20 protein-coding genes are annotated in these 25028 nt (G+C 68.6%); 11 read left to right on the forward strand and 9 right to left on the reverse strand.

Annotation, left to right across the window (positions count from 1 at the left end):
* Positions 1-463 precede the first annotated feature (463 nt).
* Positions 464-1903, reverse strand: a complete 1440-nt coding sequence (locus ACFVT1_RS10815) for an MFS transporter (RefSeq protein ID WP_389794184.1) — start codon at positions 1901-1903, stop codon at positions 464-466.
* Between the two features lie 70 nt (positions 1904-1973).
* On the opposite strand from ACFVT1_RS10815, the gene ACFVT1_RS10820 reads away from it, so the two are divergent.
* Positions 1974-2960 carry a LuxR C-terminal-related transcriptional regulator gene (locus ACFVT1_RS10820; RefSeq protein WP_389794185.1) on the forward strand — a complete coding sequence of 329 codons (987 nt, stop codon included), beginning with the start codon at positions 1974-1976 and terminating at the stop codon, positions 2958-2960.
* Positions 2961-3165: 205 nt separating this feature from the next.
* On the opposite strand, the gene ACFVT1_RS10825 is transcribed toward ACFVT1_RS10820, so the two are convergent.
* Complete coding sequence (locus ACFVT1_RS10825) at positions 3166-4833, reverse strand: fumarate hydratase (protein WP_389794186.1); 1668 nt, start codon at positions 4831-4833, stop codon at positions 3166-3168.
* Between the two features lie 255 nt (positions 4834-5088).
* Here ACFVT1_RS10825 and ACFVT1_RS10830 point away from each other — a divergent pair, with 255 nt between their 5' ends.
* Positions 5089-5757 carry a DUF1707 domain-containing protein gene (locus ACFVT1_RS10830; RefSeq protein ID WP_389794187.1) on the forward strand — a complete coding sequence of 223 codons (669 nt, stop codon included), beginning with the start codon at positions 5089-5091 and terminating at the stop codon, positions 5755-5757.
* 187 nt (positions 5758-5944) lie between these two features.
* Positions 5945-6328, forward strand: a complete 384-nt coding sequence (locus tag ACFVT1_RS10835; protein WP_362200184.1) for a WhiB family transcriptional regulator — start codon at positions 5945-5947, stop codon at positions 6326-6328.
* A gap of 371 nt (positions 6329-6699) precedes the next feature.
* On the opposite strand, the gene glpX is transcribed toward ACFVT1_RS10835, so the two are convergent.
* Entirely contained in the window at positions 6700-7731 is a 1032-nt protein-coding gene (glpX, locus tag ACFVT1_RS10840; protein WP_389794188.1) for a class II fructose-bisphosphatase, read from the reverse strand.
* A 142-nt stretch (positions 7732-7873) separates the two neighbouring features.
* Between glpX and ACFVT1_RS10845 the strand changes: the two genes are divergently transcribed.
* A complete protein-coding gene (locus tag ACFVT1_RS10845; protein WP_389794189.1) occupies positions 7874-8392 on the forward strand; it encodes a DUF4245 domain-containing protein in 519 nt (172 codons plus the stop codon).
* Between the two features lie 173 nt (positions 8393-8565).
* Here ACFVT1_RS10845 and ACFVT1_RS10850 read toward each other — a convergent pair whose 3' ends face one another.
* The 4 genes from ACFVT1_RS10850 to ACFVT1_RS10865 all read right to left on the reverse strand — a co-directional run bounded on the left by ACFVT1_RS10850 (position 8566) and on the right by ACFVT1_RS10865 (position 12643).
* The gene (locus ACFVT1_RS10850) at positions 8566-9156 is read right to left on the reverse strand and encodes a malonic semialdehyde reductase (protein ID WP_389794190.1); all 591 of its coding nucleotides are present in this window, start codon (positions 9154-9156) and stop codon (positions 8566-8568) included.
* A gap of 155 nt (positions 9157-9311) precedes the next feature.
* On the reverse strand, positions 9312-9578 hold the full coding sequence (locus tag ACFVT1_RS10855; RefSeq protein WP_389794191.1) for an exodeoxyribonuclease VII small subunit: 267 nt from the start codon (positions 9576-9578) through the stop codon (positions 9312-9314).
* A 178-nt stretch (positions 9579-9756) separates the two neighbouring features.
* Positions 9757-10968, reverse strand: coding sequence for an exodeoxyribonuclease VII large subunit (gene xseA / locus ACFVT1_RS10860; RefSeq protein ID WP_389794192.1), 1212 nt, complete (start codon positions 10966-10968; stop codon positions 9757-9759).
* A 280-nt stretch (positions 10969-11248) separates the two neighbouring features.
* Positions 11249-12643, reverse strand: coding sequence for an APC family permease (locus ACFVT1_RS10865; RefSeq protein WP_389794193.1), 1395 nt, complete (start codon positions 12641-12643; stop codon positions 11249-11251).
* 74 nt (positions 12644-12717) lie between these two features.
* Here ACFVT1_RS10865 and ACFVT1_RS10870 point away from each other — a divergent pair, with 74 nt between their 5' ends.
* Both ACFVT1_RS10870 and ppgK read left to right on the forward strand, forming a co-directional pair.
* Positions 12718-13707: a 4-hydroxy-3-methylbut-2-enyl diphosphate reductase gene (locus tag ACFVT1_RS10870; RefSeq protein ID WP_389794195.1), complete on the forward strand. Its 990-nt coding sequence runs from the start codon at positions 12718-12720 to the stop codon at positions 13705-13707.
* Between the two features lie 67 nt (positions 13708-13774).
* The gene (gene ppgK / locus ACFVT1_RS10875; RefSeq protein WP_389794196.1) at positions 13775-14515 is read left to right on the forward strand and encodes a polyphosphate--glucose phosphotransferase; all 741 of its coding nucleotides are present in this window, start codon (positions 13775-13777) and stop codon (positions 14513-14515) included.
* A gap of 59 nt (positions 14516-14574) precedes the next feature.
* Here ppgK and ACFVT1_RS10880 read toward each other — a convergent pair whose 3' ends face one another.
* On the reverse strand, positions 14575-15180 hold the full coding sequence (locus ACFVT1_RS10880) for a DUF6542 domain-containing protein (protein ID WP_389794197.1): 606 nt from the start codon (positions 15178-15180) through the stop codon (positions 14575-14577).
* A 239-nt stretch (positions 15181-15419) separates the two neighbouring features.
* Here ACFVT1_RS10880 and ychF point away from each other — a divergent pair, with 239 nt between their 5' ends.
* The 5 genes from ychF to ACFVT1_RS10905 all read left to right on the forward strand — a co-directional run bounded on the left by ychF (position 15420) and on the right by ACFVT1_RS10905 (position 23813).
* Positions 15420-16508: a redox-regulated ATPase YchF gene (gene ychF / locus ACFVT1_RS10885; protein ID WP_376314558.1), complete on the forward strand. Its 1089-nt coding sequence runs from the start codon at positions 15420-15422 to the stop codon at positions 16506-16508.
* A gap of 225 nt (positions 16509-16733) precedes the next feature.
* Positions 16734-18227 carry an N-6 DNA methylase gene (locus ACFVT1_RS10890; protein ID WP_389794198.1) on the forward strand — a complete coding sequence of 498 codons (1494 nt, stop codon included), beginning with the start codon at positions 16734-16736 and terminating at the stop codon, positions 18225-18227.
* A complete protein-coding gene (locus ACFVT1_RS10895) occupies positions 18224-19729 on the forward strand; it encodes an N-6 DNA methylase (protein ID WP_389794199.1) in 1506 nt (501 codons plus the stop codon). The genes ACFVT1_RS10890 and ACFVT1_RS10895 overlap by 4 nt, the downstream gene beginning before the upstream one ends.
* Complete coding sequence (locus tag ACFVT1_RS10900) at positions 19726-20877, forward strand: restriction endonuclease subunit S (RefSeq protein WP_389794200.1); 1152 nt, start codon at positions 19726-19728, stop codon at positions 20875-20877. The genes ACFVT1_RS10895 and ACFVT1_RS10900 overlap by 4 nt, the downstream gene beginning before the upstream one ends.
* Positions 20874-23813, forward strand: coding sequence for a type I restriction endonuclease subunit R (locus tag ACFVT1_RS10905; protein WP_389794201.1), 2940 nt, complete (start codon positions 20874-20876; stop codon positions 23811-23813). The genes ACFVT1_RS10900 and ACFVT1_RS10905 overlap by 4 nt, the downstream gene beginning before the upstream one ends.
* An 84-nt stretch (positions 23814-23897) precedes the next feature.
* On the opposite strand, the gene ACFVT1_RS10910 is transcribed toward ACFVT1_RS10905, so the two are convergent.
* Positions 23898-25016, reverse strand: a complete 1119-nt coding sequence (locus ACFVT1_RS10910) for a tyrosine-type recombinase/integrase (protein ID WP_389794202.1) — start codon at positions 25014-25016, stop codon at positions 23898-23900.
* Positions 25017-25028: the final 12 nt, after the last annotated feature.

Raw genomic sequence — 25028 nt, forward strand, 5'->3', positions numbered from 1 at the left:
GGTTTTCGAGGTGTGGGGGGTGACGGCCGATTCCTGGATCCCCCGGGCTGTTTCCCGCGTCGGGGGAGTACTTCAGGAGCGTTCGACAATCCACCGCAGCGGCCCGGCGCGGTGCAAGTCCGCGGAGCGGCCCGCTGCGTGAAAGCTGCGGTGCCGGATCGGCCGCCGCGGTGTCGGGGTCCGAGGCGGCGGAGGTGTACGGGGTCCGTACCGAGGGCGTCCAGGAAAGGCGTTCCGAAGGGTGTGGACGCGCGGCACCGCGTTCCGGGACACCGCCCGCGCCCGCCGTCCGCGACCGCCGCCCGTACCCGCCCTCCCGCCGCGCCGGACGCCTGCGGCCCGGACCGGATGCGGGCCCCCGGCGCCGACCGCGCTTCCGCGCCGGGCGCACCCGCACGGGGCCGGGCGGGCGGTCGCGCCCTGAGCGGTTGAAGATTGGCTGAATACCGCCGTAGGCGAACCCTCACGGCACCTGCCCGTCGCGAGCGGTGCCGGAGCGGGGAGCGGGGGCGCGATCACCTCTGCGCAACCCCGCCACCCGGATCAGGAACATCACGGCGACCACGATGGCCACCCCGTGCGACCAGGCGACCACGGTCAGCGGCCGGTAGCTGTCGAGCGACGCCGCGACCAGGATCATGCCGACGCCGAAGCCGAGGTTCTCGACGGTCGCGGAGAGCCCGAAGGCGTGACCGCGCGACTCGGCGGGGAGCGTCTGCAGATGCGAGGTGTACGAGACCTCGGTGAGCCCGTCGGCCGCACCCGCGCCCAGCGCGATCACGGCGGTCGCCGCCGACGGGAACCCGGCGAACGCCAGGATGAAGGCCCCGGACATCAGACACGTGCCGTACCCGAAACCCGCTGCGCCCACCGCCCGGCCGGTGCGCTTGGCGTACCGCTGGATCAGTTGCTGGGCGACGACGTTGCCCAGCGCCCACAGACACCAGAACGCGCTGACGAACACGGCGGGGTGCGAGGTGTCGAGTCCGGCGGAGTAGACCGGCAGCGCGGCGTTGTGCGAGGACGAACCGAAGGCGTCCACGCATCGCAGCACCACCATCAGACCGAGACCGGGCGCGGCGGCCGACGCGAGGAACGCGCCCGGCACCCGCCACCGCCGCGTCCCGGCGCCGCCCCCTCCGGCCGTCCCGGTCCCGGCTGCCCCGGTGCCGGCCTTCCCGGTCTCGGCCTTCCTCTTCCCCTTCCGCGTCCCGGCGCTCGTACGCCCGCCGGAATCCCTCTCCGATTCCGGCCGGGCGCCCTTCCCCCTGCCACCGCCCGCGATCGGCAGCAGAGCCACCGTCACGGCACAGACCGCGAAGGTGGCCATGTCCACCACGAACGCGGTGGTGTAGCCGACGAGCGAGACCACCACGCCCGCCGAGGCGAAACCGGCCACCATGGCCAGTGAACGCCCGGTGATGGAGAGGGAGTTCGCCCACGATCGGCGGTCGTCGCCGACCATCTCGGGAATGGAACTGCGCAGCGACACCATGAAAAGCGTTCCGCACGAGCCGACCACCACGGAAACGGCCATCAGCGCGGCCGTCCGCGCCCCCTGCGGCGCGAAGACCAGCGACAGCATCACCGCCGCCTGTGCCACATTCGTCCACAACATGAGGCTCTTGGCCGTGAAACGGGTGAGAAGGCCACCGGCGGCCAGTCCGGCGACAAATCCGGACGCCAGGCGCACGGCCATGAACAGGCCCATCGCGAGCGCTCTGCCCGTCGTCTCGTAGACGAACAGATTGAGCGCCACCATATTCAGGAAGGTGCCGTACGAAGAGAGCGAGTATCCGGCGACGAGAATCCGAAATCGGTGCTCGCCGCGCGCGGTCCGGGCCGGATGGGCATCCGGTGCGCGTTCCGGCCGTTCGTCCGCCTGTTCGATGTCGTGCGTCACCGGCCCATACTCACCGAGCGGCCGCGCTCGCCCGCGGCCTTCGGATTGCACGAATGTAATCTGCATGGTTGTGAAGGACGATCATTCCGGCCCACGGGCGTGTGATTGCCGCGAATCGTCACCGGAACGCGCCTGTGGCACGGCCCTCGCGGCCTATCGGCGTGCGCTCACGGAAGGCAGCCTTCCGGCGAGCGACGTGCCCCGCTGCCTGAGCGCCCTTCACCTGATGATGGAGGACCGCGACTCGCCCGGGTATCTGATCCCCGTGCCGCCCGAGACCGCCTCGTTCGACGCGCTCGGGCCCATCGAGGAGGCGATCGCCCGGCAGCGTCGCACACTGCGTTCGGCCCGTGCCGCGCTGGCCGTGTTCGAGGGTCTGTACGCCGAGGTGCACCGGCTCGAACAGCCCGCCCTCGCCCGGCTCTCCGGCGCGGCCGTGATCGGCAAGGCGCTCGAAGCCGGCGTCGCCGGCTGCCGCGAGGAGGTCCGCACCGCCCACCCCGGCGGGGGCCGTCCCGCGCACACACTGGAGGAGTCGCTCCCCCGGGACCTGCGTAATCTGCGGCGGGGCATCCGGCAGCGGACGATCTATCAGCACACCGTCCGTTCGGACCGTACGACGCTCGCCTACATCGAGCAGGTGACCACCGAGGGCGCCGAGGTCAGGACACTCGCCGAGGTCGTCGACCGGATCATCGTCTTCGACCGGAACCTCGCGTTCGTCCCCTACTCCGACGAGCCGCACAGCGCCCTGCGCATCCAGCACCCGCCCCTGATCCGCTTCCTGGTCCGTCACTTCGACGAGGCCTGGGCCCGCGCGGTCCCGGTCCGCCCGGAACGCGTACCGCTGCGCACCCCGGTCGTCACCTCCGACCTGCAACGGACCATCCTGCAGGCGGTCGTGGGTGGCGAGACCGACGACTCGATCGCCCGCAGGCTCGGCATGAGCCGCCGCAGCGTCGCCGAACACGTGCGGAGGGTCTCCGAACAGCTGGGCAGCAACAGCCGCGCCCAACTCGGTTATCTGATCGCGACGTCGGGGCTGCTGGAGGCGTGATCACGGGCGAGCCGGGGCCGCGGGGGAACCGGGGCTGCCGGCGCGGCGGGGGTGAGAACGGCCCGCGGGGCGCCGGAGCCACGCGGCGAGAAACGGGCCCGCGGGCGCGCTCCGGCGGGCGTGAACGGCCCGCGGGGGCGTCCCAGCCGGTGCGATACGGCCGGAACGCCTCCGCGGGAAGGCGGCTCGGGGGTGCCTCAACCCGTCAGGCGAGACCCGGGCCCCGTACCGGAATGCTGGTGAACGTCGGTGCCGGGGCGGGCTCGGTGAAGAAGTCGTTGCCCTTGTCGTCGACGACGATGAACGCGGGGAAGTCCTCGACCTCGATCCGCCACACCGCTTCCATGCCGAGCTCCTCGTACTCGACGACCTCGACCTTCTTGATGCAGTCCTGCGCGAGACGCGCCGCCGGACCGCCGATCGAGCCCAGGTAGAAACCGCCGTGGGCGTCGCACGCGTCGGTGACCTGCTGGGACCGGTTGCCCTTGGCGAGCATCACCTTCGAGCCGCCGGCCGCCTGGAACTGCGCGACGTAGCTGTCCATGCGGCCGGCCGTCGTCGGACCGAAGGAGCCGGAGGCGTACCCCTCGGGCGTCTTCGCCGGGCCCGCGTAGTAGACCGGGTGGTCCTTCAGGTACTGCGGCATCTCCTCGCCCGCGTCCAGCCGCTCCTTGATCTTGGCGTGCGCGATGTCGCGCGCCACGACCAGCGGGCCGGTCAGCGAGAGCCGGGTCTTCACGGGGTACTTGGTCAGCTCGGCGAGGATCTCGTCCATCGGCCGGTTGAGGTCGATCTCCACGACGTCACCCGCCTCGTCGAGGTGGTCGTCGGTGGTGTCCGGCAGGAAGCGCGCCGGGTCCTTCTCCAGCTGCTCCAGGAAGACACCTTCGGCGGTGATCTTCGCGGTGGCCTGGCGGTCCGCCGAGCAGGAGACGGCGATGGCCACGGGCAGCGAGGCGCCGTGGCGGGGGAGCCGGACGACACGCACGTCGTGACAGAAGTACTTGCCGCCGAACTGGGCGCCGATGCCGATCTTCTGCGTCAGCTCGAAGACCTTCTCCTCCAGCTCCTTGTCCCGGAAGCCGTGCCCCGTGGGGGAGCCCTCGGCGGGCAGCTCGTCCAGGTAGTGCGCGGAGGCGTACTTCGCGGTCTTCAGCGCGAACTCGGCCGACGTACCGCCGACGACGATCGCCAGGTGGTACGGCGGGCAGGCGGCCGTACCCAGCGAACGGATCTTCGCCTCCAGGAACTTCATCATTGAGGCCTCGTTCAGCACGGCCTTCGTCTCCTGGAAGAGGAACGACTTGTTGGCCGAGCCGCCGCCCTTCGCCATGAAGAGGAACTTGTACGCGCCGCCGTCCGTGGCGTACAGCTCGACCTGCGCCGGAAGATTCGAGCCGGTGTTCTTCTCCTCCCACATGGTGAGCGGAGCCATCTGCGAATAGCGGAGGTTGAGCTTGGTGTACGCGTCGAAGATGCCGTGCGACAGGGCCTCCTCGTCACCGCCCTCGGTGAGTACGTTCTGCCCGCGCTTTCCCATGACGATCGCGGTGCCGGTGTCCTGGCACATCGGCAGGACACCCGCGGCGGCGATGTTCGCGTTCTTCAGCAGGTCGAGCGCGACGAACTTGTCGTTGGACGACGCCTCGGGGTCGTCCACGATCCGCCGCAGCTGCGCCAGGTGGGCGGGGCGCAGGTAGTGGGAGATGTCGTGCATGGCCTCGGCGGCCAGCGTGCGCAGCGCCTCCGGGGAGACCTTGAGGAACGTACGACCGTCGGCCTCGAAGGTGGAGACACCTTCGGAGGTCACCAGACGGTAGGGCGTGGTGTCCTCTCCCAGAGGGAGCAGATCGGAGTACGCAAACTCTGGCATTACGGCCATTCCTCACTCGGCAGACAGCGGCTGGCCTCCCTTGGACAGCGCATCCACCAGGGTAGAACGCCCCGCGGGTGCCGAGGTTGTGAGGTAAGGCTCAGTCGGGCGTCCGCGTGGCGGCGGCGCGGGTGCGGACCGGGGGCGGCACGGCGGCGGCACGGGGGGCGGCGACACGGCGGCACGGGGGCGGCGACACGGCCGGGGCGGGGCGGGGGCTAGTCGCGATCTATCGCGTTTGGGTACCCTGGGTCGGTGGACCTCGAAAAGCACCCCCAGCAGCCCGTAGCCCCGGCGGAGCCGGCCGGTATCCGCGCCTCCGACGCGGACCGCGACCGGATCGCGGACATCCTGCGCGAGGCCATGGCCGAGGGCCGGCTCACCGCCGAGGAGCACGCCGAGCGGGTCGACGCGGTCTACCGCGCCAAGACCGTCGGTGAACTCGAACCGCTGGTACGGGATCTGCCCGCACCGTCGGGCGCCTCGCGCCCGGCCGCCGCGACCGCCATGGGCGCGTCCGGCCAGGAGGGCCCGACGGGCCCCGCCGAGAACCTGGTGGCGATCTTCAGCAGCTCCACCCGCAGGGGGCGTTGGCGGGTCGGCGGCCGTACGAACGCCTTCGCGCTCTTCGGTAGTGTGGAGATCGATCTGACCGAGGCGCTTTTCGGTCAGAGGCTCACGGTGATCAACGCGACGTCCATCTTCGGGAGCATCGAGATCAAGGTCCCCGAGAACATCTCCCTGCGCGGCAGCGGCACCGGCGTCTTCGGCAATTTCGAAGTCGCCACGCTGGAATCCGTCGACCCCGAAGCGCCCGTGGTCGTCGTCAATGGCTATTCGGTGTTCGGCAGCGTCGAGGCGAAGCCCAAGCGAGGGAAGTTCATCGCGGACCTCCAGGACCGGCTGCGTAAATACCTCGGCTAAGGGCTCACGCGTTCCACTCCGCTTCTCCACGGCTTCGAACTCCTTCGAAAACAAGCCATATTTCTGACCAACGGCAATTCCGCGGCCCGGAACCGGAAGCACTCAGTGCATAGGCGTACGCACAGCGGGTAGGGAGTGCTGCATCGTCTCTCGCTCGCGAAGCCGAAGCCGTCGTCAGGAGTAGACCGTGCTGCAACTGCCGCATCAGCCCCTGCAGGTCGCCGCCGTCCCTCCCCAGCGCACCCCTGCTCGGGAGGACCAGGCCGGCCCCTGGCACTCGGAGGCGGTGTGCCGCCGGGACGAGGCCGGGCTGTTCTTCGCCCCGTCGAAGGAGCCGACTGCTGCCAGACTCGCGCGCGAGGAGTCCGCGAAGCGGGTCTGCGCGCGCTGTCCGGTGATGGTCGAATGCCAGGAACACGCCCTCATACAGCCGGAGCCGTACGGGGTGTGGGGCGGCCTCACCGCCGCCGAACGCCGCGTGGTGCTCGCCCGGCGCAGACGACGCGAGATGGAGCTCAAGGCATCATCCGCGTCCTCCGGCGCGGCGGGCCGGATCGCGGCGGCGGGCTGACCGGCCGGACCCCGGCACCCTGGGCGGGCTGACGGGCCGGATCTCGGCATCTCGGGCGGGCGCCGGGATGCCGAACCGGTCGTTCCGTGTCCATGTGTGTCGGTACGGGTCTGTCTGGGCCCGTACGTTTCGGTACGCGCCTGCACGTTTCCTTGTGTGCCCGTGCGTTTCGGTACGTGCCCGCACGTTTCCTTACGCGCCCGTGCGTTTCGGTACGTGCCCGCACGTTTCCTTACGCGCCCGTGCGTTTCCGTAGGTGCCCGCATGGTTCCGTACGTTTCCGCGCACATCCGTTACCACGCGAAGAGGCGCCCCCACCGCACACGGGGGCGCCTCTTCGCTTTCCTCTCCCCGGACCCCGGGGACGGGAGTTACTTCGCGCGGTCGAAGTCGATCGCGCTGTAGGCGCGCAGCTTCGACAGCCGGTGCGTCGAGTCGATCTTCCGGATGGTGCCGGACTTGGACCGCATGACGATCGACTCGGTGGTCGCCGTCTCCGCGCGGTACCGCACGCCGCGCATCAGTTCGCCGTCCGTGATGCCGGTCGCGACGAAGAACACGTTGTCGCCGCTGACCAGGTCGTCGGTGGACAGCACCCGGTCCAGGTCGTGCCCGGCGTCCAGCGCGCGCTGCCGCTCGGCCTCGTCCTTCGGCCAGAGCTTGCCCTGGATGACACCGCCGAGGCACTTTATGGCGCAGGCCGAGATGATGCCCTCGGGGGTGCCGCCGATGCCCATCAGCAGGTCGACGCCGGTCCCTTCGCGGGCGGCCATGATCGAACCCGCGACGTCGCCGTCGGAGATGAACTTGATCCGCGCGCCGGTCTCCCGGATCTCCTTGACGATGCCGTCGTGGCGGGGGCGGTCGAGGACGACGACGGTGACGTCCTCGGGGGCGGAGTTCTTCGCCCTCGCGACACGGCGGATGTTCACCGAGACGGGCGCGTTGATGTCGACGAATTCGGCGGCCTCGGGCCCGGTGACCAGCTTGTCCATGTAGAAGACCGCGGACGGGTCGAACATGGCGCCGCGGTCGGCGGCGGCCAGCACGGCGATCGCGTTCGGCATGCCCTTGGCGTTCAGGGTCGTGCCGTCGATCGGGTCCACGGCGATGTCGACCTCGGGGCCGGTGCCGTCGCCGACGCGCTCGCCGTTGAACAGCATGGGGGCTTCGTCCTTCTCACCCTCGCCGATGACGACGACGCCGTTCATCGAGACGGTGGAGACGAGGGTCCGCATGGCCTTCACGGCGGCGCCGTCGGCGCCGATCTTGTCGCCACGGCCGACCCAGCGCCCCGCTGCCATGGCGGCGGCTTCGGTGACCCGGACCAGCTCCAGGGCGAGGTTGCGGTCGGGGGCCTCCGGGGAGACCTCAAGCTGAGACGGCAGATGATGCTCGGACATCGGAGCGCACCTTTCTGTACGACGACGACCGGAAGAGGGTGCTGTGACTCTATCGTCAGGTCGACAAAATGAGCAGACCGGGTCACTTATGAGCGGCTGCCCCCCGAATCGGACCCAGCGGGTCTGATGCGACCATGGACCCGTGGCTAGCAAGCGAGGCAAGCAGACGGTGCGGGACATGTTCCTGTCGATGGCGGTGATCTCCGCCGCGGCGGGGGTTGTTTACATCTTCGTTCCGCACGACGAGAACGCCAACCCGGTCAAGCCGGTCGACTACCGGGTAGAGCTGCTGACGGCGCGGCGCGCGGCGCCCTATCCGGTGGTCGCACCGGACGGACTGGCCAAGGACTGGAAGCCGACCTCGGTCAGTTACGACCGCAAGGCCGACAACAGCTGGCATCTGGGCTTCCTCGACCCGGAGGGCAAGTACGTCGCGGTGGAGCAGTCCACCTCCACGGCGAAGAAGTACGTGACCGAGGTCAGTCAGGACGCCAGGGACACCGGGCGTACGCAGCAGGTCGCGGGCGAGACCTGGCAGCACTGGAAGGGCGAGAAGTACGACGCCCTCGTGCGCCAGGACAAGGGTGCGACCACGGTGGTCACGGGTTCCGCCTCGCCGGAGCGGCTGGCGGAGATGGCGGCCGCGCTCAAGTCGTCCTGACGCCGGGTGTGGGGTGACGCCGAGCGTGGGGTGACGCCGTGCGGCGACGTGACGCCGTGCGGTGACGTAAGGGGAAGCGGAGAAGGCGGCGTACGGGGAAGCGGAGGAACGGAGAAGGCCCTGGGGCGCGGCGGTGTGCCGTTCCAGGGCCTTCTCCGTACGCGCGGAGGCGATCAGACGGTCGTGACGACCTCGTCGTAGGCGAGGCGCGGCAGACGCGGGAACCAGGCGTCCTCGCCCGGCTTGCCGATGTTGACGACCATCAGCACCTTGTGGTCGCCGTCCAGGAACTCCTTCTCGATGCCCGCGGCGTCGTAGCCGGTCATCGGGCCGGCGGCCAGGCCGGCGGCGCGGACGCCGATGATGAAGTACGCGGCCTGCAGCGCACCGTTGAGCGCGGCGGACGACTCGCGGACCGGGCGCTCGGAGAAGAACGCGTCCTTGGCCTGCGGGAAGTGCGGCATCAGGGCCGGGAGCTCCTCGTGGAACTCGTTGTCCGCGACCAGGATGGCGACCAGCGGGGCGGTCGAGGTCTTGGGCCGGTTGCCCTCGGCCATGTGCTGGACGAGGCGCTCGCGGCCCTCGTCGGAGCGGACCAGGACGACGCGCAGCGGCGACTGGTTGAACGCGGTGGGGCCGTACTTGACCAGGTCGTAGATCGCCTGGACCTGCTCCTCGGTCACCGGCTCGTCGGTGAAGGTGTTGGCGGTGCGGGCCTCGCGGAAGAGGAGGTCCTGGGCGGCGGGGTCAAGAGCGAGCGACATCGTGCGTATTACCTTCCGGGCATACAGGGGGATCAAGCAACGACGATCACCGTACGGGAGAGGTTGGTTAACTTTCAACTAAAGCTGGGCCGGAGTGATCCGTTCCACAGTGCGCCCTCGTGCGCCGACGCGAGCCGTTCGTGTCCGGGGAGGTCTCAGCTGTTGTCGGCCGCCGGGCCGGCGCCGTTCTCCGCCGGGTCGGCAGGCCCCGCCAGGGCCGCGTCGAGCCGTGCGCGCGCGCCTTCGAGCCAGTGCCGGCAGACCTTCGCCAGCTCCTCGCCCCGCTCCCACAGCGCGAGGGACTCCTCCAGCGTCGTACCGCCCGCCTCCAGGCGGCGCACCACCTCGATCAGCTCGTCACGGGCCTGCTCGTAGCCGAGCGTGCCCGTGGCACCAGCCGCCGTGGTCCCGTCGTCCGTCATGCGCTCCACCCTACGTTCCGCCCCGCCAGGAGCCTTCGATCTCGTCCGTCGTCACTGTCGGCCCCGCGCCCCGGGCCCGTCCGCCCGCGCACGGCACTCCCGGGTACGCAAGCCCCGCGCGGAGAACCCCCGCGCGCCGGACCCCCGCTCCCCGGACCCCCGCTCCCCGAATCCCCGCTCATTCGCTCACCCGCACCGCGAACTCGCCCCCCGAGACCCGCGCACGGAGCACATCGCCCGCCGCCCCCGCGTCCGCGGGAGCCCGCACCACATGGCCGTCCGCCCGTTGCAGCACGGCGTACCCGCGCTCCAGGGTCGCCGCGGGCGACAGCGCGACCACCCGCGCCCGGGTGTGGGCGAGCTCCGAGTCCGCCCGGTCCAGCAGGTGACCCAGTACCCGCCGCCCCCGCCCGATCAGCGCGTCGATCTCCGACGCCCGCTCGTCCACCATGCGCAGGGGGCGCTCCATCGAGGGCCGGCCCAGCGCATGCGCCAGCCCACGCTCCTCCCGGTCCAGCAGCCCCCGTACGGTCCGCAGCGCACGGTCCCGCAGCTGCTGTACCCGGTCGAGCTCCTCGCCCACATCGGGCACGACCTTCTTCGCCGCATCCGTCGGCGTGGAGGCGCGCAGGTCCGCGACCAGGTCGAGCAGGGGGGAGTCGGGCTCATGGCCGATCGCCGACACCACCGGTGTACGGCACGCGGCGACCGTACGGATCAGCTGCTCGTCCGAGAACGGCAGCAGATCCTCCACGCTGCCGCCACCCCGCGCCACGACGATCACGTCGACCTCCGGGAGGTCGTCCAGCTCCTTCACGGCCTGGACCACCTGATTCACCGCGTGCACCCCCTGCACCGCGGTGTTGCGCACCTCGAACCGCACCGCGGGCCACCGACGCCGCGCGTTCTCCAGGACGTCGCGCTCGGCCGCCGAGGCCCGCCCGCAGACGAGTCCGATCAGCTGCGGCAGGAACGGCAGCAGCTTCTTCCGGTCGAGCGCGAAGAGCCCCTCCAAGGCCAGCGACTTCTTCAGCCGCTCAAGGCGGACCAGCAGCTCACCGATGCCGACCGGCCGTATCTCCGTGGCCCGCAGGGACAGCTGACCGCGGGGCGCGTACCACTCGGGCTTGGCGAGGACGACGACCCGCGCCCCCTCCGTCACCACATCCGCGATCCGGTCGAAGACCTGGCGGAAGCACGTCACGCTCACCGAGATGTCCTGCGACGGGTCGCGCAGCGTCAGGAACACCACACCGGCGCCCGGCCGCCGCGACAGCTGGGTGATCTGCCCCTCGACCCAGACCGCCCCGAGCCGGTCGATCCATCCCCCGATGAGCCGCGACACATCACCGACGGGCAGCGGAGCTTCCGCGGACGTTTGGAGAGCCATGCGAGCGAGCGTATCCGCCCCCACCGACAATCAGCCGCCGCGGAGAAGCCAAGCCCGAAACCCGCTCCCGCTGCCCGAAACCCGCTCCCGCGACCCGCTCCCGCTGCCCGAAACCCGCGTCCGTGTCGACGCCGGCGCCCGAAACCCGCGCCCACACCGACGCCCGCGCGCGAAGGCCCCACGGCTGAACGCCACCCCGCGCTCCCGCTCTCACGCCGCAAGCCGTGCATCCGGCCCAGGCCGCGTGTCCCTCCCCCAAGGTGTGCGCCGCTCTCCCGCCTCAGGCCGCGCGTCGCCCCCACTGCAACGCGAGCACCACCAGCCCCACCCCCAGCCAGCACACCCCGACCACCTGGGCGCTCGCGGTCGCCTCCACGATCACCGCGATCAGCACGCCCGCGCCCACCACCGGCACCAGCACATGCCGCCACCAGCTCGGCGGCCCCTCCATCCGGCGTACGGCGAACCAGCCGACCACCGACGCGTGCAGCAGCACGAACGCCGTCAGCGCACCGATGTCGACGACCGAGACCAGACGGTCGAGACCGTCGGCGCGCCGGGCCGCCCACACCGCCGCCACCAGCGTCACCACGGCGGCCAGCAGGATCGCGAGCCGCGGCACCCCGGACCGCGGATCGACCTTGGAGAGCAGCGCGGGCAGCCGCCGCTCCCTGGCCATCGCGAACAGCAGCCGCCCCGCGGCGGCCTGCCCGGCAAGCGCCGCGAAGGCCGCCCCGATCGCCTTGCTGACCGCCACCAGATCGTGCAGCCAGGTCCCGACCGCGGAGTCCACCGTGTAGTAGAACGCCGACCCCTGCGCGGCCGGATCGGCGGCCAGCTCCGCCGACGTCATCGGTTCCAGCAGCGCCGCCAGATACCCCTGCGCCACGAACAGCGCACCCGCGAGCACCAGGCAGAACAGCACCGCCCGCGCCACTTTCGACGGGCCCCCCGTCACCTCCTCGGCGAACGAGGCGATCGCGTCGAAGCCCAGATACGACAGCACGGCCACCGACACCGCCCCCAGCACCGCCGCCGCGGAGAAGCCGGAATCACCGGTGAACGGGGTCAGCCAGCCGCGCTGCGCCCCGTCCCGTACGAGAACCACCACCGCCGACACCAGGAACACCAGCAGCACCACGATCTCCATCGCGAGCACCGCGAAGCCGACGCGGGCGGCGGCCCGCACACCCCAGAGATTGAGGAACGTGGTGACGACGACCGCCAGCGCCGTCCACACCCACGGCGACACCGACGGCACGAGCGCGTGGAGCGCGATGCCGGAGAAGAGATAGGCGACCGCCGGGATCAGCAGGTAGTCGAGCATCGCCATCCATCCGGCGATGAACCCCGGCCCCTCGCCGAGCCCCTTGCGCGCGTACGCGAAGACCGAGCCCGCCAACGGGGCGACGCGCACCATCTGGGCGTAACTGAAGGCCGTGAACGCCATCACGACGGTCGCCGCGACATAGACCAGCGCGACCGCGCCGCCCGCTTTCGCGTCGAGTGTGCCGAAGACGCCGACGGGCGCCATCGGCGCGATGAAGAGGAGCCCGTAGACCACCAGATCCCGGAAGCCGAGCGTCCGCCGCAGCCTGCCCTCCTCCTGGTGCGCCGCCCCCCGCGCCCCGCTGCTCCCGCCGCTGCCCCCGTTGCCGCTGCCGGTCCCCGACATGAGCCCTCCGTCGATCGCGTACGGATCAGTCTCGCGACCCCGCCGATCTTCCGCGCGTCCGACGCGGCCTTACGATGGGGCGCATGACTGCTACGACACCCCGCCGCGTCCTGCTCGCCGCTCCCCGTGGCTACTGCGCGGGCGTGGACCGTGCCGTGATCGCCGTGGAGAAAGCCCTGGAGCAGTACGGCTCCCCGGTGTACGTGCGCCATGAGATCGTCCACAACAAGTACGTCGTACAGACCCTGGAGAAGAAGGGCGCGATCTTCGTCGAGGACACGGCGGAGGTCCCCGAGGGCTCGATCGTGATGTTCTCCGCGCACGGCGTCGCGCCGACCGTGCACGAGGAGGCGGCAGAGCGGAAGCTCGCCACGATCGACGCGACCTGCCCCCTGGTCACCAAGGTCCACAAGGAAGCCGTCCGCTTCGCGCAGGAGGACTTCGACATCCTCCTGATCGGCCACGAGGGCCACGAGGAGGTCATCGGCACCTCCGGCGAGGCCCCCGACCACATCACGCTGGTCGACGGCCCCGAGGATGTCGCGGGCGTCGAGGTGCGCGACCCGTCGAAGGTCGTCTGGCTCTCCCAGACCACGCTCTCCGTCGACGAGACGATGGAGACGGTCGGCGCGCTCAAGGAGAAGTTCCCGCTGCTGATCTCGCCGCCCAGCGACGACATCTGCTACGCCACGCAGAACCGCCAGATCGCTGTGAAGCAGATGGGCACGGACGCCGACCTCGTGATCGTCGTCGGCTCCAAGAACTCCTCCAACTCCGTCCGCCTGGTCGAGGTCGCCCTCGGCGCCGGCGCCGGTGACGCCCATTTGGTCGACTTCGCCGACGAGATCGACGAGGCCTGGCTGGAGGGTGTCTCCACGGTCGGCGTCACCTCGGGCGCCTCCGTCCCCGAGGTCCTGGTCGACGGGGTCCTGGCATGGCTCTCGGAGCGCGGTTTCGAGGACGTGGAGATCGTCAAGGCGGCCGAGGAGTCCATCACGTTCTCGCTTCCCAAGGAGCTCCGCCGCGACCTGCGTGCCGAGGCCGCGACGCTCATGGAGAAGTGACGGCCGTACGACGCCGGCTTCCCGTTCCGGGAAGTGGGCCGGGCCACCTGCCCGTACCGTGGATTGCATGCAGATCTTCGGCGTGGACATCGGCGGATCCGGGATCAAGGGCGCTCCCGTGGACCTGGACCGCGGAGACCTGGCGCAGGAGCGCCACAAAGTACTGACACCGCACCCGGCCACGCCCAAGGACGTGGCCGGGTGCGTGGCCGAGGTGGTCGGTCACTTCGACTGGTCGGGCCCGGTGGGCATCACCTTCCCGGGCGTCGTCACCAATGGCTGCACCCGTACCGCGGCCAATGTCGACAAGTCCTGGATCGACACGGACGCCCGCGGACTGCTCGGGGACAGGCTCGGCCTTCCCGTCACCGTCCTGAACGACGCGGACGCGGCGGGCATCGCGGAGATGGCGTTCGGCGCAGGGCGCGGCCGCAAGGGGACGGTGATCGTGCTGACGCTCGGTACGGGGATCGGCAGCGCCCTCTTCATCGACGGCAAGCTCGTCCCCAACACCGAGCTGGGCCATCTGGAGCTGAGCGGCCAGGACGCCGAGAAGCACGCCTCCACCAAGGCCAAGGAGGACGAGGAGCTGAGCTGGCACCACTGGGCGCACCGGCTGCAGAAGTATCTGGCCCACGTGGAGATGCTGTTCTCGCCCGAACTCTTCGTCATCGGCGGCGGAGTCAGCCGCAAGGCCGACAAGTTCCTGCCGCTGATCGAGCACGTACGGGCCGAGATGGTGCCGGCGGAGCTGCAGAACAACGCGGGCATCGTGGGAGCGGCGATGGCGGCGGCGGACAAGGCGTAGGGCCGCGCGGCCCCGCTCCCGCCCCGCCCCCCGGTCGGCGTGCCCCGCCCCGCCCCCGGTCAGCGCTGGGGGCGACGGGGCGGCTGTGCGGCACGGGCCGTCTCCGCGGCGAGCAGCATCCGGCGCTGACGTTGCCGCTGCCGCATGAGCCGTACCTTCCGCACGGTCGCGATGAGCCCGGCGATGAGCGTTCCGCCGTACAGCCACCCGGCGTGCACGGCGAGCGCGGTGACGAGTGCCATGGTCTGGCCCGCGAAACCGCTGGTGCCGCCGGAGATCGGGATGACCCCGACGGCGAACGCGATCGGCACGATGATCGGGGCGGTGACCAGGTCCGCGGGCCGTACCCACAGCGCGGTCAGTGCGCTGACGGGCAGGAACAGCGCGCCGAACACCGCCGACGAACCCTCGAACAACAGTTCGTCAAGGCATGCCAGTACGAACATCGAGGCGGCGGCGAAGAGCCCCGCACCGATGCCGGTCAGCCGGGGATTCGGCAGCCTGCGCAGTGCGAGAACGACGGGCGGCACCGGCCGGGACCGGCCCTCCGGCTGTGCGTCCACCACCCGGTAGACGGTGGCTGCTTCGTCGATGGTGCCCTGCGGGGACAGCGGGGCCTGCTGAGGCTGCCTGCGCTGCGGGGGACGTGTCCTGTGCTGCTCCACCGGGACAACGTAGGTCGCCGGGCGGGAGGAAACCGGTGCGGGACACGCGCTTTGGGTGACCTTGGGGATGAGTTCGATGCCACACGGCCGAACGGCGACCGGACCGGTACCCGGCCGGACCCGTGGCTACCCGGTTGCCCCCGCCCGTAAACTGGAGATTCGGCCCACCCGGCCCCATGCGTGTCCGCCCTCCTTCCCACTGCTCCCCTCACCTCCTCACTCCTCAGGAAGTCGCCAACGTGTCGCTCACGATCGGAATCGTCGGTCTGCCGAATGTCGGCAAGTCGACCCTGTTCAACGCCCTGACCAAGAACGACGTGCTGGCGGCCAACTACCCGTTCGCCACGATCGAGCCGAATGTGGGCGTCGTCGGCGTCCCGGACGCCCGCCTGAACAAGCTGGCCGAGATCTTCGGCTCGCAGCGCCTGCTTCCCGCGACGGTCGACTTCGTCGACATCGCCGGCATCGTCCGAGGCGCTTCGGAGGGCGAGGGCCTGGGCAACAAGTTCCTCGCGAACATCCGCGAGTCCGACGCGATCTGCCAGGTCATCCGCGCCTTCAAGGACGAGAACGTCGTCCACGTGGACGGCAAGGTCTCGCCCAAGGACGACATCGAGACGATCAACACCGAGCTGATCCTCGCCGACCTCCAGTCCGTCGAGAAGGCCGTCCCGCGCCTCACGAAGGAGTCCCGCCTCCAGAAGGAGAAGGTCGCGGTCCTCGCCGCGGTCGAGGAGGCCCAGAAGATCCTGGAGTCCGGCCAGACCCTCTTCTCCGCCGGCATCACCGCGGGCACGGAGAAGGGCAAGCTCCTCCACGAGCTGCACCTCCTCACCACCAAGCCCTTCCTCTACGTCTTCAACGTCGACGAGGACGAGCTGGTCGACGAGGACTTCAAGAACGAGCAGCGCGCCCTGGTCGCCCCGGCCGAGGCGATCTTCCTCAACGCCAAGATCGAGTCCGAGCTGATCGAGCTCGACGACGACGAGGCCCTGGAACTCCTCCAGTCCATGGGTCAGGAGGAGCCCGGCCTCGCCACCCTCGGCCGCGTCGGCTTCGACACCCTGGGCCTGCAGACCTACCTCACCGCAGGCCCGAAGGAAGCGCGAGCCTGGACGATCAAGAAGGGCGCCACGGCCCCCGAGGCGGCCGGTGTCATTCACACCGACTTCCAGAAGGGCTTCATCAAGGCGGAGATCGTCTCCTTCGAGGACCTGGTCGAAACGGGCTCGGTCGCCGAGGCCCGCGCCAAGGGCAAGGCCCGTATGGAGGGCAAGGACTACGTGATGCAGGACGGCGACGTGGTGGAGTTCCGCTTCAACGTCTAACACGTTCGGCGAAAGGCCGTCTGACCTGCGACGGAGCGGGTTGGGCGGCCTTTGTGGTCCGCACGGAGTCCGCAGCGTTTGACGTGTATGTGATACAGCCCTGGCGGATCCCGTTACGCTCCGACACGTGGTCGCCGGGACGGCGAGCCGACCAGGCAGAGTATGGAAACGAGTAGTGATCGAGTGGGGTCGAGTGCGGTCGGTGCGGGGGAGCAGGAGCTTCCGATGCCGTTGACACTGGGGGAACTGGAGTCGTATCTGGCGAAGGCGGCTGATCTACTGCGGGGCAGCATCGATCAGGCGGACTTCAAGGCGTACATCTTCCCGTTGATGTTCTTCAAGCGGATTAGCGATGTGTACGACGAGGAGTATGCCCACGCGCTGGACGAGTCCGGTGGCGACCACACGTATGCGGCGTTCGAGGAGAACCACCGGTTCACCATCCCTGATGGCTGCCACTGGGCAGACGTACGCGAACGCACCGAGAACGTCGGTGGGGCCCTCAAAACCGCCTTCCGCGGTATCGAGCAGGCCAACCAGGGCACGCTGTACGGCATCTTCGGCGGCGCGACCTGGACCAACAAGGACAAGCTGCCGGACAGCAAGCTGATTGATCTGATCGAGCACTTCTCGATCAAGACCCTTTCGATCTCCCAAGCCGTTCCTGACGTGCTGGGGCAGGCGTACGAGTACCTGATCAAGCGGTTCGCTGACCAGTCCAACAAGAAGGCTGGCGAGTACTACACCCCGCGCGAGGTGGTCGCCCTACTGGTCAAGATCCTCGACCCCCAGGAGGGGGAGACGGTCTACGACCCGGCCTGTGGCACTGGCGGCATGCTGATCGAGGTCATCCAGCACATCAAGGCCCGCGGCGGTGACCCGAAGACCGTGCTCGGAAGGCTGTACGGCCAGGAGAAGGTGCTCACAACCTCCGCGATCGCCCGGATGAACCTGCTGCTGCACGGCATGGAGGACTTCCACGTCGAGCGCGGCGACACGCTGCGCGACCCGGCCTACTTCGACCACGGCCGGTTGGCGAGGTTCGACTGTGTGATCGCCAACCCGCCGTTCTCGTTGAAGAACTGGGGCCACGAGCAGTGGGCCTCCGATCCGTGGGGCCGTAACGAGTTGGGCGGGGTGCCGCCGAAGGGGTACGCCGACTGGGCCTGGGCCCAGCACATGCTCACCTCCGCTGCACCCACCGGAGGAAGGGTCGCGGTCGTCCTCCCGCAGGGAGCCCTGTTCCGCCAGGGCGCCGAGGGCCGCGTTCGCGAGCACGTCCTCAAGGCTGGCTTCGTGGAGGCCGTCATCGGCCTGGCGCCCAACCTGTTCTACGGCACCGGCCTGGCTGCCTGCGTGCTGATCCTGCGTCGCCAGCGCCCCGCCGAGCAGCAGGACAAGGTGCTCTTCGTCAACGGAGAGTCGCGCTTCAAGCGTGGCCGCAACCAGAACACTCTTGAGCCCGACCACGCCGAGACCCTACTGAAGGCGTATCAGGAGTACGCCGAGCAGCCCGGCCTGGCCGCGGTCGCGACCTTGGACGACATCAAGGCCAACGGCTGGAGCCTGAACATCCCCTTGTACGTCGAGCCGACCGAGGCCGGCGAGCAGATCACCCTGGAGCAGGCCTTGGTCGACCTGGAGACCGCGCACGCGAAGGCTCGCGAGACCCGCGCAGCGCTGGAGGCCGAGCTGGCGAACTGGGGGCTGGGCGCATGACCGCGACGAGCCCGAAGTGGATCACCCAGCGGGAACTGGAGTCCTACTTGTGGGGCGCCGCAGTGCTGCTGAGGGGGCTGATCGACGCCGGCGACTACAAGCAGTACATCTTTCCGCTGGTCTTCCTCAAGCGTCTCTCCGACGTCTACGACGAGGAGCACGCCGCTGCCCTGGAGGTGTACGGCGACGAGGAGCTCGCCGACCTCCCGGAGAACCACCGCTTCGCCATCCCCGAAGGCGTCCACTGGGCCGACCTGCGCAAGGTCACCAGCAACGTCGGCACCGCACTCAAGGCCGCGATGCGGGCCATCGAGTCCGCTAACCCCGACACCCTCACCGGCGTCTTCGGCGACGGCGAGTGGACCAACAAGAACCTGCTTCCCGACTCGACGCTCTCGGACCTGATCGAGCACTTCTCGACCAAGACGCTGTCGGTGGCGAACCTGCCCGAGGACGAGCTCGGGCAGGGCTATGAGTACCTGATCAAAAAGTTCGCCGACGACTCCGGCCACACCGCCCAGGAGTTCTACACCAACCGCACCCTGGTCCACCTGATGACGATGATGCTCCAGCCCGAGCCGGGTGAGTCGGTCTACGACCCCACCTGCGGCACCGGCGGCATGCTCATCTCTACGGTCGCCGAGCTCAAGCGCCAGGGTAAGGAGTGGCGCAACCTGCGTTTGTATGGCCAGGAGCTCAACTACGGCACCTCGGCGATCGCGAAGATGAACCTCTTCCTTCACGGCATCGCCGACGGCAACACCGCCCACGGCGACACCCTCGCCCAGCCGGCCTTCCTCGACGCCCACGGCCGGCTGCGGACCTTCGACGTCGTCCTGGCCAACCCGCCGTACTCCATCAAGACCTGGAACCGGGCCGCTTTCACCAAAGACCCCTACGGCCGCAGCATGTGGGGCGTACCGCCCCAGAACGCTGCGGACTACGCGTTCATCCAGCACATCGAGGCGAGCCTCGATCCCAAGACCGGCCGTGCCGCAATCCTGCTGCCTCACGGCGTCCTGAACCGGATCGGTGAGGCGACAGTTCGCAAGGCAATGATCGATGCCGACGCCGTCGAGGCGGTGATCGGCCTCGCCCACGGGCTCTTCTACAACTCGGGCATGGAGGCAGTGGTCCTGGTTCTCCGAAAGCAGAAGCCACTTGACCGCAGGCACAAGGTGCTCTTCATCGACGCGAAGAAGGAGTTCTACCGAGCGGGCGTCCAGTCCTTCCTCTCCGAGACGCATCAGCAGAAGATCCTGCGCGTGTTCCGGGACTTCGATGACGTGCCGGGCTTCGCCCGAGTCGCCACCCTCGACGAGATCCGCGCCAACAATGGCAACATGGCTATCCCGCAGTACGTCACGCCTGCGCCAGGTGGTGGTTCGACACCGGCTGACTCGGTCGCAGCGACGCTCGCAGGGTGGCGCAACGCTGCGACAGCAGCGGACGTCGCCGTCGAGGACGTTCTTGGCTTGCTGCGCACGGAGGTTGCCCGATGAGTCTCAACCTGGACAAGAGCGCCTGGAAGCGAGTGCGACTCGGCGACGTCATCCGTCGCTCCCGTAGTCAGGCCGACCCGGCGAACGGCGATGTTGACCGCTACGTCGGCGGGGGGCACATCGACGGTGACAGTCTCACCATCGAGCGATTCGGTGACGTCAACGACGGTCAGATGGGGTCGACTTTCACTTACCTCTTTCAGCCTGGCCAGATCCTCTTCGTCTCAGCACGTCCCTACCTTCGTAAGTCGGGCGTCGCCGTCAACTTCTCCGGCGTCGTCGCCGACAAGACCTACGTCCTTGACGCTGTCCCCGAGAACGGGCTGCTGCAGGAGTTCCTGCCCTTCGTCCTTGCCGCGGACCACTTCATCGCCTACGCGACCGCCGAGGCCACCGGCTCGATGAACCCGCGCTTGCTCTGGGGTCAGATGCAGCGGTACGAGTTCGACCTCCCTCCCCTCGACGAACAGCAGCGCCTTGCTGACCTCCTCTGGGCGCTGGAGAGGTACAGGTTGAGCATCCGGGAACGAGCTGAACGTACCTGGGATGCGGCGGCCGTGGTGCTTCGTCATGCGTGGGAGGCTGAACACAAGTTCGCCATCGGAGTCATCGGTGAGTGTGTTACGGGTTCGACGCCTTCGAAGGCGAACGCCGACTACTGGAATAGTGAGGAGGTTCCCTTCTACACGCCATCCGAGATCGATGGTGAGTTCATTGCGTCCGCTAGGCAGCGGGTGAGTCTCGCTGGCGCGCAAGTGGGTCGGATGGTGCCGAAGAATTCAGTTGCTGTCGCGTGTATCGGTGGCGATCTTGGCAAGTCCGCGGTCGTTACCGAGCCGGGTATCTCAAACCAGCAAATCACGTCCATCGTTGGGCTACCGGCCGACGACGCTGCACTTCTGCAGGCCATCCTGGCTCATCCACGTGGCCGTGCAGCGCTGCAGGCTCGGGAGACCACCACAATCGTGCGTAAGCTCAACAAGAGCGATCTCATGAAGGTCGAGGTTCCGTGGCCTGCGGATCGCAGGACCCTGCACGCGGCCATCCGGGCAAGACGCATCGCAACCGTAGGTGCCAATGCTGAGGCATCTCGACTCGCAAGATTCCGAAGTGGACTTACTGCTGAGATATTTGGAGGTGCCAAATGACCTTCAACGAGGCGAACACCGTCCGGGACTTCGTTCGGGATTTGGTGGAGTCGGTCGATGTGCAGTTCGTGCAGGGGAGCCGTCTACCGCGCCGCACCGATGAGGTGTTGCTGGAGCAGCAGGTGAGAGACGCGTTACTCCGCCTCAACCCGACCATCGAGGCGGATCCGCGTCTGGCCAATGAGGTGATCTACCGGCTGCGCGCGATCCTGGTCTCCGCGCGCAACATGCCGAATCCGGTGGTGGCGAACGAGGAGTTCGCGGCATGGCTCACGGGGCAGAAGTCGATGCCGTTCGGGCCCGACGGCGAGCATGTAACCGTCAAGCTGATCGACTTCGACCACCCCGGCGAGCACAGTACGAACAATTGGATCGTCTCCACCGAGGTGCCCTACGGGGTCGGGCGACTGGAGCGGCGCTTCGACCTGGTGATCTGGTGCAACGGGTTTCCCCTCGTCGTGGGGGAGGCGAAGTCGCCGGTGCGGCCGGCGTACTCCTGGATCGATGCTGCCGCGCAGGTCAAGGAGGACTACGAGGTCAACGTGCCGGCGTTCTTCGTGCCGAACGTGCTCAACTTCGCCACCGAGGGCAAGGACTTCCGCTACGGCTCGGTCGGGATGCCGGTGGAGCTGTGGGGGCCGTGGCGGGAGGACGAGTCCGGTGACGACCACACGCCGGTGAAGGTGGGCCTCGTGGCGGTCAAGGGGGCGGTCGAGGGCGTTCTGGATCCGGATTCGATCTTGGACTTCCTGCGGTTCTTCACGCTGTTCGCGTCTGACAAGCAGCACCGCAAGATCAAGGTGATCGCGCGGTTCCAACAGCTCCAGGCGACCAACCTGATCGTGGAGCGGGCGCTGCACGGGCGGATCAAGCAGGGGCTGATTTGGCACTTCCAGGGGTCGGGGAAGTCGCTGCTGATGGTGTTCACCGCGCAGAAGCTGCGCGCAATGGCGGGGCTGACCTCGCCGACGGTGATCATCGTGGTCGACCGGATCGACCTGGATACCCAGATCACCGCGACGTTCAACGCCTCCGACGTCCCCAACCTGGTCTCCACCGAGTCCCGCAGGGAGCTGCAGGAGCTCCTGGGCACGGGGGCGCGGAAGATCATCATCACCACGATCCACAAGTTCGGTGAAGCATCCGGTGTGCTGGACGCACGCGACAACATCATCGTGATGGTCGACGAGGCCCACCGCTCCCAGGAGGGCGACTACGGCCGCAAGATGCGCGAGGCGCTGCCCAACGCGTTCCTGTTCGGGCTGACCGGGACGCCGATCAACAAGCGCGACCACAACACGTTCATGTGGTTCGGCTCCGGGGCCGACGAGCACGGGTATCTCTCGCGCTACTCCTTCTCCGACTCCATCCGCGACGGCGCCACCCTGCCGCTGCACTTCGAGCCACGCCTCTCGGAGATTCACCTGGACGAGGAGGCGATCACCACGGCCTTTGCCGAGCTCGCCAACCGCCACGGGCTCACCGAGGAGGACCGCACCACCCTGTCGAAGAAGGCCGCCTCCTTGGAGGCCCTGATCAAGGCCCCCGCCCGGGTCTGCAAGATCGCCGCCGACATTGCCGAGCACTTCACCGCCAAGGTCGCCCCGCAGGGCTTCAAGGCGCAGGTCGTGGTCTACGACAAGGCCACCTGCGTGGCGTACAAGAAAGAGCTCGACGGCCTGCTCGGCCCGGACGTGTCCACGATCGTGATGTCCACCGGCCGCAGCGACAAGCCGACGTGGAAGCAGTGGACCCCGGGCCGTGAGGAGCTGGAGCGGATCACCGCCCGCTTCAACGACCCGGCCGACCCGCTGAAGATCATCATCGTGACCGCGAAGCTGCTCACCGGCTTCGACGCCCCGATCCTCTACGCCCAGTACATCGACAAGCCGCTGCGCGAGCACACCCTGCTCCAGGCGATCTGCCGCACCAATCGGGTCTACCCGCCCGCGAAGACCCACGGCCTGATAGTGGACTACCTCGGCATCTTCGACGACGTCGCCAAGGCCTTCGAGTTCGACGACAAGTCCGTCCAGCAGGTCATCTCCAACATCGCGGTCCTCCGCGACCAGCTCGGGCTGGCGATCGAGGCTGCTCTGGCGTTCTTCACGGGCGTCGACCGCACCGTCGGCGGCTACGAGGGGCTGATCCAGGCACAGACCGCGATCGACTCCGACGAGTCCCGCGATGCCTTCGGAGCCGCGTACAGCGTCGTCGCCCAGCTGTGGGAGACCCTCTCCCCGGACCCGATCCTGTCCGAGCATGAGTCGGATTACCGCTGGCTGACCGACGTCTACCAGTCTGTACAACCCACCGACGTCACCGGCCGGCTGGTCTGGCACACACTGGGCGCCAAGACCCTTGAGCTCATAAACGAGCACGTTGCCGTCGAGGTCCCCCGCACCGACCTGGAGACCATCGTCCTCGATGCGCAGGTGATCGAGGACCTGATGACCGGAAACCGCAAGGACATCGACCCCGGTGAGGTCGAGAAGTGGATCACCGCCCGCATTGCCAAGCACGTCGGTAACCCAGCCTTTATCGAGCTCGGCCAGCGGTTGAATGCTCTGCGGGAGAAGTACGCCCACTCTCAGCAGGCATCACTGGATTTCCTCAAAGAGCTTTTCGCGCTGGCGCGGGACACGGTCGCAGCGGAGAAGGCCGCTGCCGAGGTGCCCCGCGAGGAGCGCGGAAAGGCTGCGTTGACCGAACTCTTCGAGTCGCTCAAAGGCGAGGGGGCCCCGATCATTGCTGAGAAGGTCGTCGACGAGGTCGACTCCGTCGTCCGTACCGTCCGCTTTGACGGTTGGCAGGGCACTAACGAGGGCGATCGCCTCGTCCAGCAGGCACTCCGCAAGGCGCTCTATATCAAGTTCAAGATCCGCGACCAAGATGTCTTTGGGAGGGCACTGGGATACATCCGGGAGTACTACTAGAGGCGCCGGAGCCCTGGCAGTCTCATCGACCGGCCGGCCCTGTTGCCGTACGCCAACGGCTCCAGCCAGCGGCGGGGGTAGCCGCTACACCGCTTCGGCGGCAGGCGCCTCGCCGTCGGCAGGGCGGTCCGCATACGCCTTGTCGACCGCAGCCCGGGTCCGCTCTTCGGAGTCGGGCCACAGGTGGGTGTAGATGTTCAGCGTCATGGCCGCGTTGGTGTGGCCGAGGCGTTCGGAGACCGTCTTCACGGACTCGCCGTGCTTGATCAGCAGGCTGGCGTAGTGGTGCCGGAGGGCGTGGGGTCCGGTGCCCTTCGGTATGCCGGCCTTCGCGCAGGCGGGCCGCCAGGACCCGTCCATGAAGTGCGTGTAGACCACGGGCCCGCCCTGCGGCGCCGTGAAGATCCAACTCTCGGGCCCATCGGCGGGGAAGTCCCGCAGGTGGGCCTTCATCGCATCCACCGCTATGCGGGGGAGCGGGACCGTGTGGTGTGATCGAGCGGTCTTGGGCGGGCAGACGTACACGCCGTGCTTGGCGGTCTGCTGGACCTGCTGCTCGACCGAGACGGTGGCGTGCAGCAGGTCCACGTGCCGGAGCTGGAGGCCGAAGAGTTCGCCGGGGCGGAGCCCTGTGCAAGCGCCCAGTAGGACCAGGCCCTTGTAGCGTCCGGGTATCTCCTCGGCCAGCGTCCGCACCTGCTCGACGGCCAGGGGTACGACCTTTTTCCTCGGGACTGTGGGCAGCTTCGCGTCGGTGCAGGGGTTGTGCGGAATCATGCAGTCGCGGACTGCTGCCCGGAAGACGGCGTTGACCGTGTTGAAGACGGTGCGGGACGTGCTCGCGGCGAGCTTGTGGGTGGTCGTCAGGCTGGTGATCCAGCTCTGCACGTCACCAGGCTTGATCGCGCCGAGTGCCCGCTTCTCCCAGACGGGGTAGGTGTAGCAACGCAGGTGCTGGGCTACGGCCTTGGCCGTCGACGGCCGGTGCGGCTGGCTGGCCCGCCACTCCTCCGCGTACTCCTTGAAGGGCTTCTTTGCCGAGCGCGGGTCGACGTATTGACCGGTGACCACGCTGGTCGTGACTTCGTCGAGCCAGCGCTGGGCGTCGATCTTGCGGTCGAAGTGGCGGGCGTGTTCCTTGCCGTCGAGGTCGCGGTATCGGGCACGCCATTTGCGGTTGGGGCGCTTCTGGATGTTCGCCAAGTGGCTTCTCCT

The sequence above is a fragment of the Streptomyces sp. NPDC057963 genome (genome assembly GCF_042887155.1).
GTDB lineage: Bacteria > Actinomycetota > Actinomycetes > Streptomycetales > Streptomycetaceae > Streptomyces.

Coding starts and splice junctions, on each gene's coding strand:
- xseA (WP_389794192.1), bottom strand. CDS start 10,968: ATGGCTCTCCAAACGTCCGCGGAAGCTCCGCTGCCCGTCGGTGATGTG.
- ACFVT1_RS10895 (WP_389794199.1), top strand. CDS start 18,224: ATGACCGCGACGAGCCCGAAGTGGATCACCCAGCGGGAACTGGAGTCC.
- glpX (WP_389794188.1), bottom strand. CDS start 7,731: ATGTCCGAGCATCATCTGCCGTCTCAGCTTGAGGTCTCCCCGGAGGCC.
- ACFVT1_RS10850 (WP_389794190.1), bottom strand. CDS start 9,156: ATGTCGCTCGCTCTTGACCCCGCCGCCCAGGACCTCCTCTTCCGCGAG.
- ACFVT1_RS10890 (WP_389794198.1), top strand. CDS start 16,734: ATGCCGTTGACACTGGGGGAACTGGAGTCGTATCTGGCGAAGGCGGCT.
- ACFVT1_RS10905 (WP_389794201.1), top strand. CDS start 20,874: ATGACCTTCAACGAGGCGAACACCGTCCGGGACTTCGTTCGGGATTTG.
- ppgK (WP_389794196.1), top strand. CDS start 13,775: ATGCAGATCTTCGGCGTGGACATCGGCGGATCCGGGATCAAGGGCGCT.
- ACFVT1_RS10870 (WP_389794195.1), top strand. CDS start 12,718: ATGGGGCGCATGACTGCTACGACACCCCGCCGCGTCCTGCTCGCCGCT.
- ACFVT1_RS10855 (WP_389794191.1), bottom strand. CDS start 9,578: ATGACGGACGACGGGACCACGGCGGCTGGTGCCACGGGCACGCTCGGC.
- ACFVT1_RS10900 (WP_389794200.1), top strand. CDS start 19,726: ATGAGTCTCAACCTGGACAAGAGCGCCTGGAAGCGAGTGCGACTCGGC.
- ACFVT1_RS10825 (WP_389794186.1), bottom strand. CDS start 4,833: ATGCCAGAGTTTGCGTACTCCGATCTGCTCCCTCTGGGAGAGGACACC.
- ACFVT1_RS10865 (WP_389794193.1), bottom strand. CDS start 12,643: ATGTCGGGGACCGGCAGCGGCAACGGGGGCAGCGGCGGGAGCAGCGGG.